At 71.3% G+C, this 14,019-nt stretch carries 13 protein-coding genes; 6 read left to right on the plus strand and 7 right to left on the minus strand.

The annotated features are described in order from the left end of the window. Positions 1 to 102: 102 nt before the first annotated feature. Positions 103 to 1,311 (minus strand): PQQ-dependent sugar dehydrogenase, encoded by a 1,209-nt coding sequence (locus AB0F52_RS12775; protein ID WP_360168766.1) that lies wholly within the window; start codon positions 1,309 to 1,311, stop codon positions 103 to 105. A 65-nt stretch (positions 1,312 to 1,376) separates the two neighbouring features. Between AB0F52_RS12775 and AB0F52_RS12780 the strand changes: the two genes are divergently transcribed. Beyond that, positions 1,377 to 2,285, plus strand: coding sequence for a 2-hydroxyacid dehydrogenase (locus AB0F52_RS12780; protein WP_360168769.1), 909 nt, complete (start codon positions 1,377 to 1,379; stop codon positions 2,283 to 2,285). Between the two features lie 37 nt (positions 2,286 to 2,322). After that, positions 2,323 to 2,898 carry a DoxX family membrane protein gene (locus AB0F52_RS12785; protein WP_360168772.1) on the plus strand — a complete coding sequence of 192 codons (576 nt, stop codon included), beginning with the start codon at positions 2,323 to 2,325 and terminating at the stop codon, positions 2,896 to 2,898. 297 nt (positions 2,899 to 3,195) lie between these two features. Here the strand turns inward: AB0F52_RS12785 and ilvD are convergent, their stop codons facing one another. Next, complete coding sequence (gene ilvD, locus AB0F52_RS12790) at positions 3,196 to 5,040, minus strand: dihydroxy-acid dehydratase (protein WP_360168775.1); 1,845 nt, start codon at positions 5,038 to 5,040, stop codon at positions 3,196 to 3,198. 90 nt (positions 5,041 to 5,130) lie between these two features. Beyond that, positions 5,131 to 5,580 (minus strand): PH domain-containing protein, encoded by a 450-nt coding sequence (locus AB0F52_RS12795; protein WP_360168778.1) that lies wholly within the window; start codon positions 5,578 to 5,580, stop codon positions 5,131 to 5,133. Positions 5,581 to 5,915: 335 nt separating this feature from the next. Between AB0F52_RS12795 and AB0F52_RS12800 the strand changes: the two genes are divergently transcribed. The 4 genes from AB0F52_RS12800 (at position 5,916) to AB0F52_RS12815 (ending at position 9,734) form a co-directional block, all read left to right on the plus strand. Next, the gene (locus AB0F52_RS12800) at positions 5,916 to 7,808 is read left to right on the plus strand and encodes an acetolactate synthase large subunit (protein ID WP_360168781.1); all 1,893 of its coding nucleotides are present in this window, start codon (positions 5,916 to 5,918) and stop codon (positions 7,806 to 7,808) included. Between the two features lies 1 nt (position 7,809). After that, on the plus strand, positions 7,810 to 8,316 hold the full coding sequence (gene ilvN / locus AB0F52_RS12805; protein ID WP_360168784.1) for an acetolactate synthase small subunit: 507 nt from the start codon (positions 7,810 to 7,812) through the stop codon (positions 8,314 to 8,316). 36 nt (positions 8,317 to 8,352) lie between these two features. Beyond that, positions 8,353 to 9,366: a ketol-acid reductoisomerase gene (ilvC, locus tag AB0F52_RS12810; protein ID WP_026469083.1), complete on the plus strand. Its 1,014-nt coding sequence runs from the start codon at positions 8,353 to 8,355 to the stop codon at positions 9,364 to 9,366. Between the two features lie 86 nt (positions 9,367 to 9,452). After that, positions 9,453 to 9,734, plus strand: a complete 282-nt coding sequence (locus AB0F52_RS12815; protein WP_013223584.1) for a DUF397 domain-containing protein — start codon at positions 9,453 to 9,455, stop codon at positions 9,732 to 9,734. Here AB0F52_RS12815 and AB0F52_RS12820 read toward each other — a convergent pair. From AB0F52_RS12820 to AB0F52_RS12835, 4 genes are all read right to left on the minus strand, one after another. Further along, positions 9,731 to 10,594, minus strand: a complete 864-nt coding sequence (locus AB0F52_RS12820; RefSeq protein ID WP_360168789.1) for a nuclear transport factor 2 family protein — start codon at positions 10,592 to 10,594, stop codon at positions 9,731 to 9,733. The genes AB0F52_RS12815 and AB0F52_RS12820 overlap by 4 nt on opposite strands. A gap of 70 nt (positions 10,595 to 10,664) precedes the next feature. Continuing rightward, positions 10,665 to 11,987, minus strand: coding sequence for an ankyrin repeat domain-containing protein (locus tag AB0F52_RS12825; protein WP_360168792.1), 1,323 nt, complete (start codon positions 11,985 to 11,987; stop codon positions 10,665 to 10,667). 297 nt (positions 11,988 to 12,284) lie between these two features. Next, positions 12,285 to 13,109, minus strand: coding sequence for a TIGR03620 family F420-dependent LLM class oxidoreductase (locus AB0F52_RS12830; protein ID WP_360168795.1), 825 nt, complete (start codon positions 13,107 to 13,109; stop codon positions 12,285 to 12,287). Next, positions 13,106 to 14,005, minus strand: coding sequence for a TIGR03620 family F420-dependent LLM class oxidoreductase (locus AB0F52_RS12835; protein ID WP_360168798.1), 900 nt, complete (start codon positions 14,003 to 14,005; stop codon positions 13,106 to 13,108). Before AB0F52_RS12835 ends, AB0F52_RS12830 begins: the two co-directional genes overlap by 4 nt. Positions 14,006 to 14,019: the final 14 nt, after the last annotated feature.

The following is a 14,019-nucleotide window of genomic DNA, read 5'->3' on the forward strand; positions in this document are numbered from 1 at the left end:
GTCGATAGTCGGCGACTGGTGAAACTTGCTGGTCAGTCCATGCGCTGCGCTTGCGCGGAGCAGGCTGTGGTCGATAGTCGGCGACCGGCGAAAACCCGCTGGTCAGTCCTTGCCGTTGCCGCCGCCGGAGGTGGCCGGGGTGATCAGGACGACGCGGTCGTCGCTGGAGACCGGGGTGCCGCCGTCCTTGTTGACCGTGCCCGCCACCGCCAGCTGCGGGTTGATCATGCTCATGCCGGCCAGCCGCCCGTACGTCAGCGGTGGCTTGCCGGTCTTGCCGTCGAGGCTGACGGTCGGCTTGCCGCTGATCGCTCCGTCCGGGCTGACCGGCAGGTTCTGCAGGTTGCCGGCCAGTGCGGTGCCGACCGAGAGCGAGCCGTTGGCGTCGACGAAGTCGGCGCAGCCCGCCACACCCGGTTTGTCCGGCCACGTCCACGCCGGCGTCGCCAGCGGCTGGCCGGCCTGGATCCGGTAGAGGGCGTCCTTGTCGGCGAGGCGGTCGGTGACCCAGACGCGGCCCCCGTCGGCCGAGGCGCACACCCCGCCCGGCGCGTGCAGGCCGGCCGCCACCACGAGCGAGCCGTTCGGGTTGCCCGCCGCGGCCTTGCCGGAAGTGTCGATCCGCAGCAGCTTCCCGGCGAGGGTGTTCGGGTCGGCCGCGGCGGCCGGGTTGCCCGCGTCGCCGGTCGCGACCAGCAGCGCGCCCCGGTTGTCGGTGCCGACCGTGCCGCGGTTGCCGGACGCGCCCTTCGGGATGCCGGTGAGCACCGGCTTCGGCGACTGGCCCTTGGCGAACCGCACGACGCGGTTGTCGGTCGCGGTCGTGATGTATGCGAACACCAGCTGGTCTTCGACGTACGACGGCGACAGCGCGAGCCCGGTCAGGCCGCCGTCGCCGGCCGCCTGGACCTCGAGCTTCGCGAAGTCCGTCGCGTCCTTGCCGCTCGTCGCCAGCACGACGCGGCCGCTCTTGCGCTCTCCGGCCAGCGCGCTGGGCGTGGAGCCGTCACCCGGCAGGCCGGCCACCGCGGCGACGGTGTCCAGGCACGTCGCGATCACCGACGGGTCGAAGTCCTTGCAGCCCTGCGGCGGCGGCACCGGCGCGGCCGACTGGCCGGGCCGCGCCTGCTTGGGGTCGCTCCCGGAGTCCGCGCCGGGCCCCTGGACCTCGGGCGGCGACTCCGGGCTCGGCACGGGCGCGGGGCTGAACGTCTGGCCCGCCGCGGTGTCGTCGAACCGCGCGCACCCGGCGGGCAGCAGGACGCCGCAAGCCAAGATCGCCAGCAGGGCCGAGCGGTAGCGGGTGCGCATGATCCCCCAGCCTAAGGGCCGGTGCGTGAACCATGGGTGAGTACTCCTCGATTACGTTGGAGATCATGACGCTGACCGTGCTGGTGCCCGACGACGAGGGCATGACCGTGCTCGCCGAGGTCCCGCGGGTCCTGCCCGTGCGCTACCAGTGGGGCGAACCGGTGCCGCCCGAGGCCGCGAAGGCGCAGGTGCTCATCCCCGGCAAGCACCCGCCGGGGGAGCAGCTGTGGCGCACGCTGCCGAACCTGAAGCTGATCCAGCTGCTGTCCGCCGGCGCCGAGGACTGGGTCGGCAAGGTGCCCGACGGCGTCCTGCTCTCCACCTGCCGGGGTGCGCACGGCGGGAGCACGGCCGAGTGGGTCGTCGCCGCACTGCTGTCGATCTACCGGAAGCTGGACGTCTTCGCCGCGGCGCAGCGCGAAGGCCGGTGGGAGCGGCAATCGGCGGACACGCTGCAGGGCAAGCGCGTGCTCGTCATCGGCGCCGGCGATCTCGGACAGCACCTGCGGCGCCGGCTCGAGCCGTTCGACGCGCGCTGCACGATGGTCGGGATGACCGCGCGGGAGGGCGTGCACGGCGTGCGCGAGCTGCCCTCACTGCTCGAGCTGCACGACGTCGTGGTGCTGATGGTGCCGCTGACCTCCCGCACGCGCGGCATGGCCGACGCGGAGTTCCTGGCTCGGATGCGCGACGGCGCGGTGCTGGTCAACGTCTCGCGCGGCGCCGTCGTGGTCACCGACGCCCTGGTCGCCGAATTGACCACGGGCCGGCTGCGGGCCGCGCTCGACGTCACCGATCCCGAGCCGCCGCCCGCCGGGCACCCGCTGTGGACGGCGCCGGGGCTGCTGCTGACGCCGCACGTCGGCGGGGCCGTGCGCGGGGTTCGTGGTCGTTCGTACGCCGTCGCCGCGGCCGAGATCGCCCGGTACGCCGGCGGGGACCTGCCGGACAACCTGGTGCACGGCGAATACTGAGCTCGCCAGGCCCGCGGCGATCCCCTAACCTGCGCGGGTGAGCAGTGGAGACGACGTTTCGCAGCAGCCCACCAGCCTCCTGTCGGGCGTCGAGGACGATCGGGCGGACGACACCCCGCGCCAGGGCGGGCTCGGCCTCGGCCTGCTGATCCTGCGGCTGGCGCTCGGCGTGACCATGGGCGCGCACGGCCTGCAGCACCTGTTCGGCCTGTTCGGCGGGCCGGGCATCGGCGGGTTCGCGCGGGTGCTGGAGACGTACGGCTACCACAAGCAGACGACGCTGCTGTCGTGGATCACGGGCATCACCGAGGTCGGGGGTGGCGTGCTGGTGATCGTCGGGCTGTTCACGCCGCTGGCCGCGGCCGGGTTGCTCGGGGTGGCGGCCAATGCCGTGTACGCGAAGTTCCACGGCGGGTTCTTCGAGGGTTCGGGGCAGGGGTTCGAGTTCGAGCTGCTGCTGGCGGCCTCGGCGTTGAGCCTGCTGTTCACCGGGTCCGGGCCGATTTCGCTGGAGCGGAACACGCCTTGGCGGAAGCGGCCGTTGCCGTTGGGGCTGGTCTCGCTGCTGCTGGCGGCCGCCGCGGCCGTCGTGGTCATTGTTTTGACACGGTAGCGAGCCGGGGGCCGGCTCGGGGTTGGGGACAACTCGGCGGCTCGGAGCGGGTCTGTGGACAACTGCGGTTCGCGGGTCCGGAATTGTCGGTGGTCGCGAGTAACGTTGAATCCGGGGGTCCCCCAAGCGGCGGGGGCCTGGAATGCCCGAAAAAGGGCGGCCCCGAACCAGGGGACGGCCGTCGTGGAACCGGGGCGCGGCCGTCGTGGAACCAGAGGGTGGCCGTCGCGCCGAACCCCTGAACGCCGGAAGGCCGCCCCGGCGCAGCGGGACGGCCTTCTCTGGTTCGATCCGGGACTACTTGTTCACGTCGCGGACCGCGCCCGTGTCCGCCGACGTCGCCATCCGGGCGTATGCGCGCAAAGCCGCCGTCACCGGGCGCTGGCGGTCCTTCGGCTGCCACGGCCGCTCGGACGCCTCCATCTTCGCCCGGCGCTCCGCCAGCACCGAATCGTCGACCAGCAGATCGAGCCGGCGCTCGTGGATGTCCAGCAGGATGCGGTCGCCGTTCTCCACCAGGCCGATCAGGCCGCCCGCCGCCGCCTCGGGGGAGATGTGGCCCACCGAAATGCCCGAGGACCCGCCGGAAAACCGGCCGTCCGTGATCAGGGCGCACTTCTTGCCCAGGCCCGAGCCCTTGAGGAACGCCGTCGGGTGCAGCATCTCCTGCATGCCGGGGCCGCCCGCCGGGCCCTCGTAGCGGATCACCAGGACCTCGCCCGGCTGGATCTCCTTCTTCAAGATCGCCGACACCGCTTCCTCCTGGCTCTCCAGCACCCGCGCCGGGCCCTCGAAGTGCCACAGGTCCTCGTCGATGCCCGCCGCCTTGATCACCGCGCCGTTCTCCGCGAGGTTGCCGCGCAGGATCGCCAGGCCGCCGTCCTTCGTGTACGCGTGCTCGACGTCGCGGATGCAGCCGCCTGCCGCGTCCGTGTCCAACGACGACCAGCGGTTCGAAGTCGAGAACGCCTGCGTCGTGCGGACCCCGCCCGGCGCCGCGTGGAAGAGCTCGACCGCCGTGGACGAAGGGGAAGCAGCGCGGATGTCCCAGGAGCCGAGCCACGAGTCCAGATCGCGTGAGTGGACCGACCACACGTCGGTGTTGAGCAGCCCGCCGCGGTACAGCTCGCCGAGGATGGCCGGGATGCCGCCCGCCCGGTGGACGTCTTCCATGTGGTAGTCGGAGTTCGGCGCCACCTTCGACAGGCACGGCACGCGGCGGCCGATCGCGTCGATGTCGGCGATCGTGAAGTCGACCTCGCCCTCCTGGGCGGCCGCGAGGATGTGCAGCACCGTGTTCGTCGAACCGCCCATGGCCATGTCCAGCGCCATCGCGTTCTCGAACGCCGCCTTCGACGCGATCGAGCGCGGCAGGACCGAGGCGTCGTCCTCCTCGTACCAGCGGCGGCACAGCTCGACGACGGTCCGGCCGGCCTCCTCGAACAGCGCGCGGCGCGCGGCGTGCGTCGCCAGCGTCGAGCCGTTGCCCGGCAGCGAAAGGCCCAGCGCTTCGGTCAGGCAGTTCATCGAGTTCGCGGTGAACATGCCGGAGCACGAGCCGCAGGTCGGACAGGCCGAGCGCTCGACGATGTCGAGCCCGTCGTCGTCGACCTCGGTGCTCGCCGACGCCGCGATCGCGGTGATCAGGTCGGTCGGGGCCTGCGCGACGCCGCCCACGACGACGGCCTTGCCGGCCTCCATCGGGCCGCCGGAGACGAACACCACCGGGATGTTCAGCCGCATCGCGGCGTTCAGCATGCCCGGGGTGATCTTGTCGCAGTTGGAGATGCACACCAGGGCGTCGGCCTGGTGCGCGTTGACCATGTACTCCACCGAGTCGGCGATGATCTCGCGCGAGGGCAGCGAGTAGAGCATGCCGGAGTGGCCCATGGCGATGCCGTCGTCGACGGCGATGGTGTGGAACTCGCGCGCGACGCCGCCGGCTTCCTTGACCGCGCCCGCGACGATCTCGCCGAGGTCCTTCAAGTGCACGTGGCCGGGCACGAACTGGGTGTAGGAGTTGGCGATCGCCACGATCGGCTTGCCGAAGTCGCTGTCGGTCATGCCGGTGGCGCGCCAGAGCGAGCGCGCGCCCGCCGCGTTGCGGCCGTGGGTGGTGGTCCGGGAACGGAGAGGCGGCACGGGAACTCCCAGGTCAAAGGGTGGCCGGCGAAACTGGTAGGACCAATTTACGCTGCCGGGCGAAGCCGGTCCGCCGAGGGTGGGACCGGGCTACTCCTTGGCCGACGGCTCGGACGTCCCGGGCTTGATGTCGCCGGTCTCCAGCACCCCGCTCGGGTCGGCGACCAGCCCCTCGCTCACCAGCGACAGCACCGGCAGGTGCCGGGTCCGCACGGTCGGCAGCGGCACCTTCGTGTCGTCGTGCAGCACCGCCTGCACCCGCGACTTCTTCGTGATCGCGAGCCCCTTCAACGCCGACCACGGGATGTCGCGGTGGCCGAACATCGTGCGGACCGCCAGTCCCGAGCGCGTCGCGATCGTGCGGTGGCGGACCACGAACACCGCCAGCGCGATCGGGAAGATGTAGAGCCACTGCAGGTACGGGATCTCCCCGAGCGCGATCGGCGTCACGCAGATCGTCAGGAGGGCGATCGCCATGAAGGACGTGCGGGGGACGCGGAAGACGGCCTTCCGGCCTTCGTCCTGCTGTTTTTCGGCCACACGGAAATGGTGCACCGCGCGCACACCCGGCCCGAACCCGGGTGGCGCGCGCGTGACGTGCGCCGCGCAGGCGTCCACCATGCGGACTCTCCATCCCGCAGAGTTGACACCCGCATGGCGTTCGGTCTAGCGTCATCGCCGTGACACCGCTGACCGGCCTCGTACTTCCCAAGCGCGTCGACGCTTAGGGAAGACTTTCCGCTGCGTCGACGCGCGAACCCTCGTGCGACCTTACGGTCGGCGAGGGTTTTTTGTTGCCCAAGGGAAGAGATTCCTGGCCCCACCGCACAAAACCGACCCGAACGAGTGACACCGAGACCCACGAGGCAGATCCGATGACCAGTGCGACGTCGCGCAGCGACGCGAAGCCCGGGCCGACGCCCGGAACGCCCGGAGCACGTCCGAAGCCGGCGCCACCGGCGGGAACGCCGGTGCGCGTCACCGGCGCCCAGTCCCTCGTGCGCTCGCTCGAGGCGGTCGGCGCCGAGGTGGTCTTCGGGATCCCGGGCGGCACCATCCTGCCCGCCTACGACCCGCTCCTCGATTCGACGAAGGTCCGCCACGTCCTGGTCCGCCACGAACAGGGCGCCGGCCACGCGGCCACCGGGTACGCCCAAGCCACCGGCAAGGTCGGCGTCTGCATGGCCACCTCGGGCCCGGGCGCGACCAACCTGGTCACCCCGCTCGCCGACGCGAACATGGACTCGGTCCCGGTCGTGGCCATCACCGGCCAGCAGTCCCGCGCGCTGATCGGCACCGACGCGTTCCAGGAAGCCGACATCTGCGGCATCACCATGCCGATCACCAAGCACAACTTCCTCGTGACGGACCCCGCGGACATCCCGCGGACCATCGCCGAGGCGTTCCACCTGGCGAGCACCGGCCGGCCCGGCCCGGTCCTGGTGGACATCCCCAAGGACGTGCTGCAGGAGATGACCTCGTTCTCCTGGCCGACCGAGCTGCGGCTGCCGGGCTACCGCCCCACGCTGCGCCCGCACGGCAAGCAGGTCCGCGAAGCCGCGAAGCTGATCGCGAAGGCGCGACGCCCGGTGCTCTACGTCGGCGGTGGCGTCATCAAGGCCGAGGCGCACGAGCAGCTGAAGCAGCTCGCCGAGCTGACGAACATCCCCGTCGTCACCACGCTGATGGCGCGCGGCGCGTTCCCCGACTCGCACCCGCAGCACCTCGGCATGCCGGGCATGCACGGCACGGTCGCCGCGGTCGCCGCCATGCAGCGCGCCGACCTGCTGATCGCGCTCGGCGCCCGGTTCGACGACCGGGTCACCGGCCAGCTGTCCTCGTTCGCGCCGGACGCCGCGGTCGTGCACGCCGACATCGACCCGGCCGAGATCTCCAAGAACCGCAAGGCCGACGTCCCGATCGTGGGCGACTGCAAGGAGATCATCGGCGAGCTCATCACCGCCGTGAAGGCGGAGTTCGACCACAGCGGCCAGCCGGACCTGGCCGACTGGTGGACCCAGGCCGACGACTGGCGCGAGAACTACCCGGCCGGCTACGAGTGGCCCGACGACGGTTCGCTGTCGCCGCAGTACGTCATCGAGCGGATCGGGCAGATCGTCGGCCCGGACGCCGTCTACGCCGCGGGTGTCGGCCAGCACCAGATGTGGGCCGCGCAGTTCGTCAAGTACGAGAACCCGCGCACCTGGATCAACTCCGGCGGCCTCGGCACCATGGGCTACGCGGTGCCCGCCGCGATGGGCGCGCAGTTCGGCGTCCCGGACACGCAGGTGTGGGCGATCGACGGCGACGGCTGCTTCCAGATGACCAACCAGGAACTGGCCACCTGCGCCATCGAGGGCGCGCCGATCAAGGTCGCCGTCATCAACAACGGCAACCTGGGCATGGTCCGCCAGTGGCAGAACCTCTTCTACTCGGAGCGGTACTCCAACACCGACCTCGGGACGCACAAGCACCGCATCCCGGACTTCGTCCTGCTGGCCGAGGCGCTGGGGTGCGCCGGCCTGCGGTGCGAGACGAAGGAAGACGTCGACGCCACCATCCGCCGCGCGATGGAAATCAACGACCGCCCCGTCGTGATCGACTTCGTCGTGGGGAAGGATGCGCAGGTGTGGCCGATGGTCGCGGCCGGCACCGGCAACGACGAGATCATGGCGGTCCGGGGCATCCGGCCGCTGTTCGACGACGACGAGGTTTCGGTCGAGACGACCGAGGCCGCCGCGGAAGCCGCTGGAGAAGGTGAGCGCTGAGATGAGCGTCCACACGTTGAGTGTCCTGGTCGAGAACAAGCCCGGTGTGCTCGCGCGCGTCTCGGGCCTGTTCTCCCGGCGCGGTTTCAACATCGAGTCCCTCGCCGTCGGGCCCACGGAAAACCCCGAGGTGTCCCGCATGACGATCGTGGTCGCCGTGGAAGAGCTACCGCTCGAACAGGTGACGAAGCAGCTCAACAAGCTGATCAACGTGATCAAGATCGTCGAGCTGGAACAGTCGACCGCCGTGCAGCGCGAACTGCTGCTGGTGAAGGTTCGCGCCGACAACACCGTGCGCAGCCAGGTCCTCGAAACCGTCCAGCTCTTCCGTGCGAAGGTGGTGGACGTGTCCCCGGAGGCGCTCACCGTCGAGGCGACCGGGACGTCGGACAAGATCGGCGCCCTGCTGCGGATGCTGGAGCCCTATGGCATCCGCGAGCTGGTCCAGTCCGGCATGGTCGCGGTGGGTCGCGGCGCCCGTTCGATCACCGCGACATCGCCGCGTTGAAAACTTTGTAAGTCAGGAAAGGAAGCAGTAACCCCCATGGCAGTGGAAATCTTCTACGACGACGACGCCGACCTCTCGATCATCCAGGGGCGCAAGGTCGCTGTCATCGGCTACGGCAGCCAGGGCCACGCCCACTCGCTGAGCCTGCGCGACTCCGGCGTCGACGTCCGCATCGGCCTGCCCGAGGGGTCCAAGTCGCGGGCGAAGGCCGAGGAGCAGGGCCTGCGCGTGCTCACCCCGGCCGAGGCGTCGGCCGAAGCCGACCTGATCATGATCCTGGCGCCGGACACCAAGCAGCGCCACATCTACGAGCAGGACATCGCGCCGAACCTCAAGGACGGCGACGCGCTGTTCTTCGGGCACGGCTTCAACATCCGCTACGACCTGATCAAGCCGCCGGCGAACGTCGACGTCGCGATGGTCGCCCCGAAGGGCCCGGGCCACCTGGTCCGCCGCCAGTTCGTCGACGGCAAGGGCGTCCCGGCGCTCATCGCCGTGGAGCAGGACGCCTCCGGCAACGCCCAGGCGCTCGCCCTCTCCTACGCGGCCGCCATCGGTGGCGCCCGCGCCGGTGTCATCAAGACGACGTTCACCGAGGAGACCGAGACCGACCTCTTCGGCGAGCAGGCCGTGCTCTGCGGTGGCGCGTCCGCGCTGGTGCAGACCGGGTTCGAGGTGCTCACCGAGGCCGGCTACGCCCCGGAGATCGCCTACTTCGAGGTGCTGCACGAGCTGAAGCTGATCGTCGACCTCATGTACGAGGGCGGCATCGCGCGCCAGCGCTACTCGATCTCCGACACCGCCGAGTACGGCGACCTGACCCGCGGCCCGCGCGTCATCTCGCCGGCGGTCAAGGAAGAGATGAAGAAGATCCTCGGCGAGATCCAGGACGGCACGTTCGCCCGCGAATGGGTCGCCGAGGACGAGGCCGGCCGGCCGAACTTCACCAAGCTCGAGGAGCAGGGCAACCAGCACCCGATCGAGGCGACCGGCAAGAAGCTGCGCGACCTGATGTCGTGGGTGGACCGGCCGATCACCGAGACTGCCTGATCTTTCCGGGTTAGACGCTGAAGGGGACGCCCGGTGCCGGGCGTCCCCTTCAGTGCGTTCGGTGGTCGTTTCGCTACGCTGGAGACATGAGTGATCAGCCGGTCGACGACAAGGCGCACATCCGGCACCACCTCGACTTCACCAAGGCCGAGTGGATCCGGGCCGAGCCCGAAGGCGTCACCCTCGACGACTGCGTCGAGTACGCGTTCATCGAGCACACCGACGGTGTCACCTACACGGCGATGCGCCAGTCGGCGAAGCCGGACGGGGTGATCCTCGTCTTCACGCCGGGGGAGTGGGACGCGTTCGTGAAGGGCGTCCGCGACGGCGAGTTCGACCTGCCCGAGGACCTCGCCGCGGAGGCTTAGACCTTCGCCGCCAGCTCGGGGATCCGCCCGGTGTCGCCCGCGACGCCGAGGTGGTCGCCGTAGTCGCGGGATTCGACGACCAGGCCGTCGCGGACGCGCATGGCGAAGATGTTCGCGATCCGCACCCGTCCGCCACCGAGGTCGCCTTGGTAAGCGAACTCCCCGATCAGCACCTCCGGGTCGGTGCCCTGGTAGGTCACCAGATCCGCGACCTCGAAGTCGACGCCGAGGTCCTCGGCCGCCGCGAAGTGCTTTCGCAGCTCGTCACGCGTCCGCAGCACCGGCGCGCCCGGCAGGAACGGGTGCGTCACGTGGGTTTGCTCGGCGTACAGGTCCGGCAGTTCAGCCCAGCGCTTGCCCGCGACGCCGTGGACGAGCTGTTCGAACACCGTGCCCGAGGTCGGCGAGGCGGCCGGTGACAGCTCACGCGGCGGAGCCTGTTCGTACGCCTTGACGAGCTGGTCGACGCCGTCGCGGATGACCGCGAGCCGCAGGTAGTCGTGGTAGTCGCGGGAATGGACGATCAGGCCGTCGCGGACCCGCAGCACCTGGATGTTGGCCGTGGAGATCGTCCGGCCGGTTTCGGCCGACTCGGCGTCGTAGTCGTATTCGGCGACGATCATCTCGGGGTCCGTCGTCTCGTGGACGACGACGTTCTTGCGCTTGAGCCGCAGGGCCCCGGCGAGGACGCCGGTGAAGCGCTCGTGGACCGCGGCGCGGCCGTGGAGGCGCGTCGGGCGCGGGACCGCTTGGGGATGTTCGACGACGGTGTCTTCGGCGTAGAGCGCGGAAAGCTCGCTGAAGCGGCCTTCGCTGATCCCGTCGGACAACGCGTCGAAGACGTCGCGGGGTGTGGTCATGGATCCTCCCAGAAGGTAAAACGGAGTCTGTAGTCCGCCTGCGACGATACGGACTGCAGACTCCGGTTGTCTACCGGGTTCGGAGGAGGTCCCGGGCGGCCGGGTGCTCGCCGACCTCCGCCCACTTCTCCGGCGTGGCATCCCAGATGGCGTCCCGCGCGCCGAGGTCGGCGCCGTTTTCGACGAGGGCGCGGAGCACGTCGAGGTGCCCGGACTGCGCGGCCAGGTGCAGGGCCGTGACGCCCTCGCCGTGGTTCGGGCCGCCGAACGTGCCGCGGAAGTTCACGTCGGCGCCGAGGTCGAGCAGCGTCCGGACGGCGTCGAGCCTGCCCTGCGCCGCCGCCCAGGCCAGCGCGGTGCCGCGGTAGACGTCGGCGTCCACCTCGGCGCTTCGGGCGACGAGCGTTCTCAGGGCGTCGACGCGGTTGTTGCGGGCCGCCCAGGCGAGGGCTTCGTTCCTGACTTCGGCGGGGTCGTCCGCCGGCTGCCAGCGGGGGAAACCGCTGTGGGGGCGGTAGAAACCGCGGCGGGCGCCGCCGCGGCCCGAGGTCAGGAGTTCGTCGATGGCGTCGATGTCGCCGAGCCCGGCCGCGACGCGCAGGTTGCCCGGTGCGCGGCTGTGCGCGGCCAAGGTCTCCGCGGCTTCGCGGTGGCCCCAGAACAGGGCGACGACCAGGGGTGTGCCGCCGTCGCCGCGGGCCGGGACATCGACGGGCGCGCCGTGCCGCAGGAGCAGGTCGAGCAGGAGCGGCAGGTTGCTGTATGCGGCTTGGTGCAGGGGTGTCCAGCCGTGGACGTTGCCGCGGGCCGGATCGGCGCCGTGGTCGAGGAGGATCCGGCTGAGCCGCTCGTCGTGCGTCGCGCCGGCCATCCCGAGCAGGTCGTTGCCGTTGGTGCCGCGGGCGTCGACGAGGCCGGGGAACTCGCCTAGCAGCGTTTCGAGCCGCTCGGGATCCCGCGCCTCGATCGCCCGGTACGCGCGGGCGAACGGCTCACCACTGTCCACAAGAGACTTTACGTGGTCGCGAAGTGCTTTCCAGGAACCGAAACCGTGCTCGCGAGCGACGACCGTGCGGGCGCCGTCGCGGGTGAGTGGCTGGTTCCAGCGGGCGAACGGCTCCTTCGCGCCGGGCGTGTCGTCCTCGGCCGAGGCGAGCAGACCGAGTGCGCGCTCGGCGTAGTAGCCGACGTCCTGGTGGTACGGGTGCTGCAGGGTGTCCCCGTGCTCGGTGACGCGCCGGACGTAGGCCTGCAGCTTCGGCCAGCTCGGGAACCCGTGGTCCCTCGCGATGCGGAACTGCGCTTCGGCGAGTTTGACGCCTTCGGCGCGCGCGAGGTCCTTCGCGCGCTTGCGCAACTGGTCCAGGCTGGGTTTCGCGGGCAGCGTGCCCATGGTGCCTCCTTCCCTCGTCGCCCGTGGTCCGCCGGCACCGGGCAGGAAGAAGGTGCGGAGCTGGTGGTGCGGTGAAGCGGGGGTGGGCTCGGCCCTTTCCGCGGACGGGGCGCGGCCCGCACCGCGCCCCGCCACCCTACCCCGACGGACGACACGCGTACCCCGATGGACGACACGCGTACCTGGGCGGACGACACGCGTACGCAGCCGGAGGACACGGCGTGCGGGCGCCGGTCTTCGTGTCGTCCATCCGGGTGCGCGTGTGGTCCGTGCCGGTACGCGTGTCGTCCGGCCAGGTCAGGGGCGGAGGTCGGCCAGGAGGCGGTAGGACTTCTCCGTGCGGGCCACGACCTGGACGCAGACGTGGTCGGCACCCGCGTCGAGGTGGGCCTGGATCCGGGCCGCGGCCGCCTGCTCGCCGGTGGCGACGATGGCGTCGACCAGGCGATCGCTGCCGCCGTCGGCGAGGTCGGCGTCGGTGAAGCCGAGCCGGCGCAGGTTCGCCTGGTGGTGCGGTGCCTGCCGGACGTACAGGCCCACGTGCTCGCGCGCCGCTTCGCGGGCGGCCTCCGGCGGGGCGTCGAGGATCACCGCCTGCTCGACCGCCAGGTACTTGCCCGGACCGAGCCGCTCCCGCGCGAGCGCGGTGTGCTCCGGCGGGACGAAGTACGGGTGCGCGCCGTCCGCGCGTTCGGCCGCCAGGTCGAGCGCCCGGGGGCCGAGCGCGGCGATCAGCCGCCGGGGCCGCGGCGACGGCGGTGGCAGGGCGGGCAGCTCGGCCTCGTCCATCCCGGTGAGGTACTCGCGCATCGCCGAAATCGGCCGTGCGCCCGGGAAGTGGCCGCCGAGACCGACGACGAACCGGCCGGGGTGGGCCTCGCCGAGCGCCCGGGTCGCCGCCTCCGCCGTGATCGGGGCGCGGCGGTCGAACCGCGCGATCCCGGTGGCCACGGTGAGCCGGGACGTCGCCGCCAGGAGCAGGGCGGCCTGCGTGAACGCGTCCCGGCCGGCGTACTCGCCGAACCAGAGCGCGTCGAAGCCGAGTTCCTCCACCTCGGCGGCCGTTTCGCGGACCGCGCCGATCGGGGCGCCGTCGAAGAACCGCCAGATCCCGACGCTCATCGGGTCACCTCCGGGGCCAGTTCGACCAGAATGTCCACAACGGACCCGAAATCGGGAGCGGACGGCGTCAGCAGCACGTGGTCCGCGCCCGCGTCGAGCAACTCGTCCAGACGTTTCGCGATGGTCCCGGCGTCGCCCCACAGGACGAGGTCGTCGACGAACCGGTCGCTCGGGCCGTCGATGTCGGCATCGGTGTAGCCGAGGCGTTTCCAGCCCGCGAGATACGCCTTCACGTGGTGCTCCCGGGACATCGCCACGCTGCGCCGAACGCTCGCCCGGGCGTCCTCGCGGCTCCCGAGCAGCACGGTCTGATGGGGGATCAGCAGCTTGTCCGGCCCCAGGATCTTGCGGGCGTAGGGCGTGTGCGAGACCGGCTGGGCGAACGGGTGCGCACCGTCGGCACCTTCGCGCGCCAGCTCCAGCATTTTCGGCCCGACCGCGGCCAGCACGCGCGGGAACGCGACCGGTGCGGGGTTTTCCGCCGCGGCGGCGTCCATGTCCGCCAGGTAGGCGCGCATCCGGTCGATCGGCCGGTACTCCTCGCCGAGCTTCGTGGCCTGGAACGCGTGCCCGATGCCGACGCCGAGCACGAACCGGCCGGGGTGGGCCTGGGCGAGCGTCGCCCCGCCCTTCTCGGCGGTCACGCCGCGGCGCAGCCAGGCGTTCGCGATGCCGGTGCCGAGCACGACGTCCGGCACCGAGGCGAGCAGGTCGCCGAAGTGGGCGAACACCTCTCGGGTGCCGGGTCCTTCGCCGCTCCACACCGAGCGGTAGCCGGCTTCGGCGAGCCGCCGCGTCGCCGTGCGTTCGACGTCCGGGGGTGGGGCCATGGGCGCGCTCGGCAACCAGGCGCCGATCGCGCCGAGCCGGGCCCGCGTGTCTTCGATCAGGGTCATCCTCGATCCCTCCA

The organism is Amycolatopsis sp. NPDC024027 (assembly GCF_040638975.1).
Lineage (GTDB): Bacteria > Actinomycetota > Actinomycetes > Mycobacteriales > Pseudonocardiaceae > Amycolatopsis.

Bases quoted from the DNA above. Each gene is read 5' to 3' on its own strand.
- AB0F52_RS12775 (WP_360168766.1), bottom strand. From the start codon at position 1,311: ATGCGCACCCGCTACCGCTCGGCCCTGCTGGCGATCTTGGCTTGCGGC.
- AB0F52_RS12780 (WP_360168769.1), top strand. From the start codon at position 1,377: ATGACGCTGACCGTGCTGGTGCCCGACGACGAGGGCATGACCGTGCTC.
- AB0F52_RS12800 (WP_360168781.1), top strand. From the start codon at position 5,916: ATGACCAGTGCGACGTCGCGCAGCGACGCGAAGCCCGGGCCGACGCCC.
- ilvN (WP_360168784.1), top strand. From the start codon at position 7,810: ATGAGCGTCCACACGTTGAGTGTCCTGGTCGAGAACAAGCCCGGTGTG.
- ilvC (WP_026469083.1), top strand. From the start codon at position 8,353: ATGGCAGTGGAAATCTTCTACGACGACGACGCCGACCTCTCGATCATC.
- AB0F52_RS12815 (WP_013223584.1), top strand. From the start codon at position 9,453: ATGAGTGATCAGCCGGTCGACGACAAGGCGCACATCCGGCACCACCTC.
- AB0F52_RS12820 (WP_360168789.1), bottom strand. From the start codon at position 10,594: ATGACCACACCCCGCGACGTCTTCGACGCGTTGTCCGACGGGATCAGC.
- AB0F52_RS12825 (WP_360168792.1), bottom strand. From the start codon at position 11,987: ATGGGCACGCTGCCCGCGAAACCCAGCCTGGACCAGTTGCGCAAGCGC.
- AB0F52_RS12830 (WP_360168795.1), bottom strand. From the start codon at position 13,109: ATGAGCGTCGGGATCTGGCGGTTCTTCGACGGCGCCCCGATCGGCGCG.
- AB0F52_RS12835 (WP_360168798.1), bottom strand. From the start codon at position 14,005: ATGACCCTGATCGAAGACACGCGGGCCCGGCTCGGCGCGATCGGCGCC.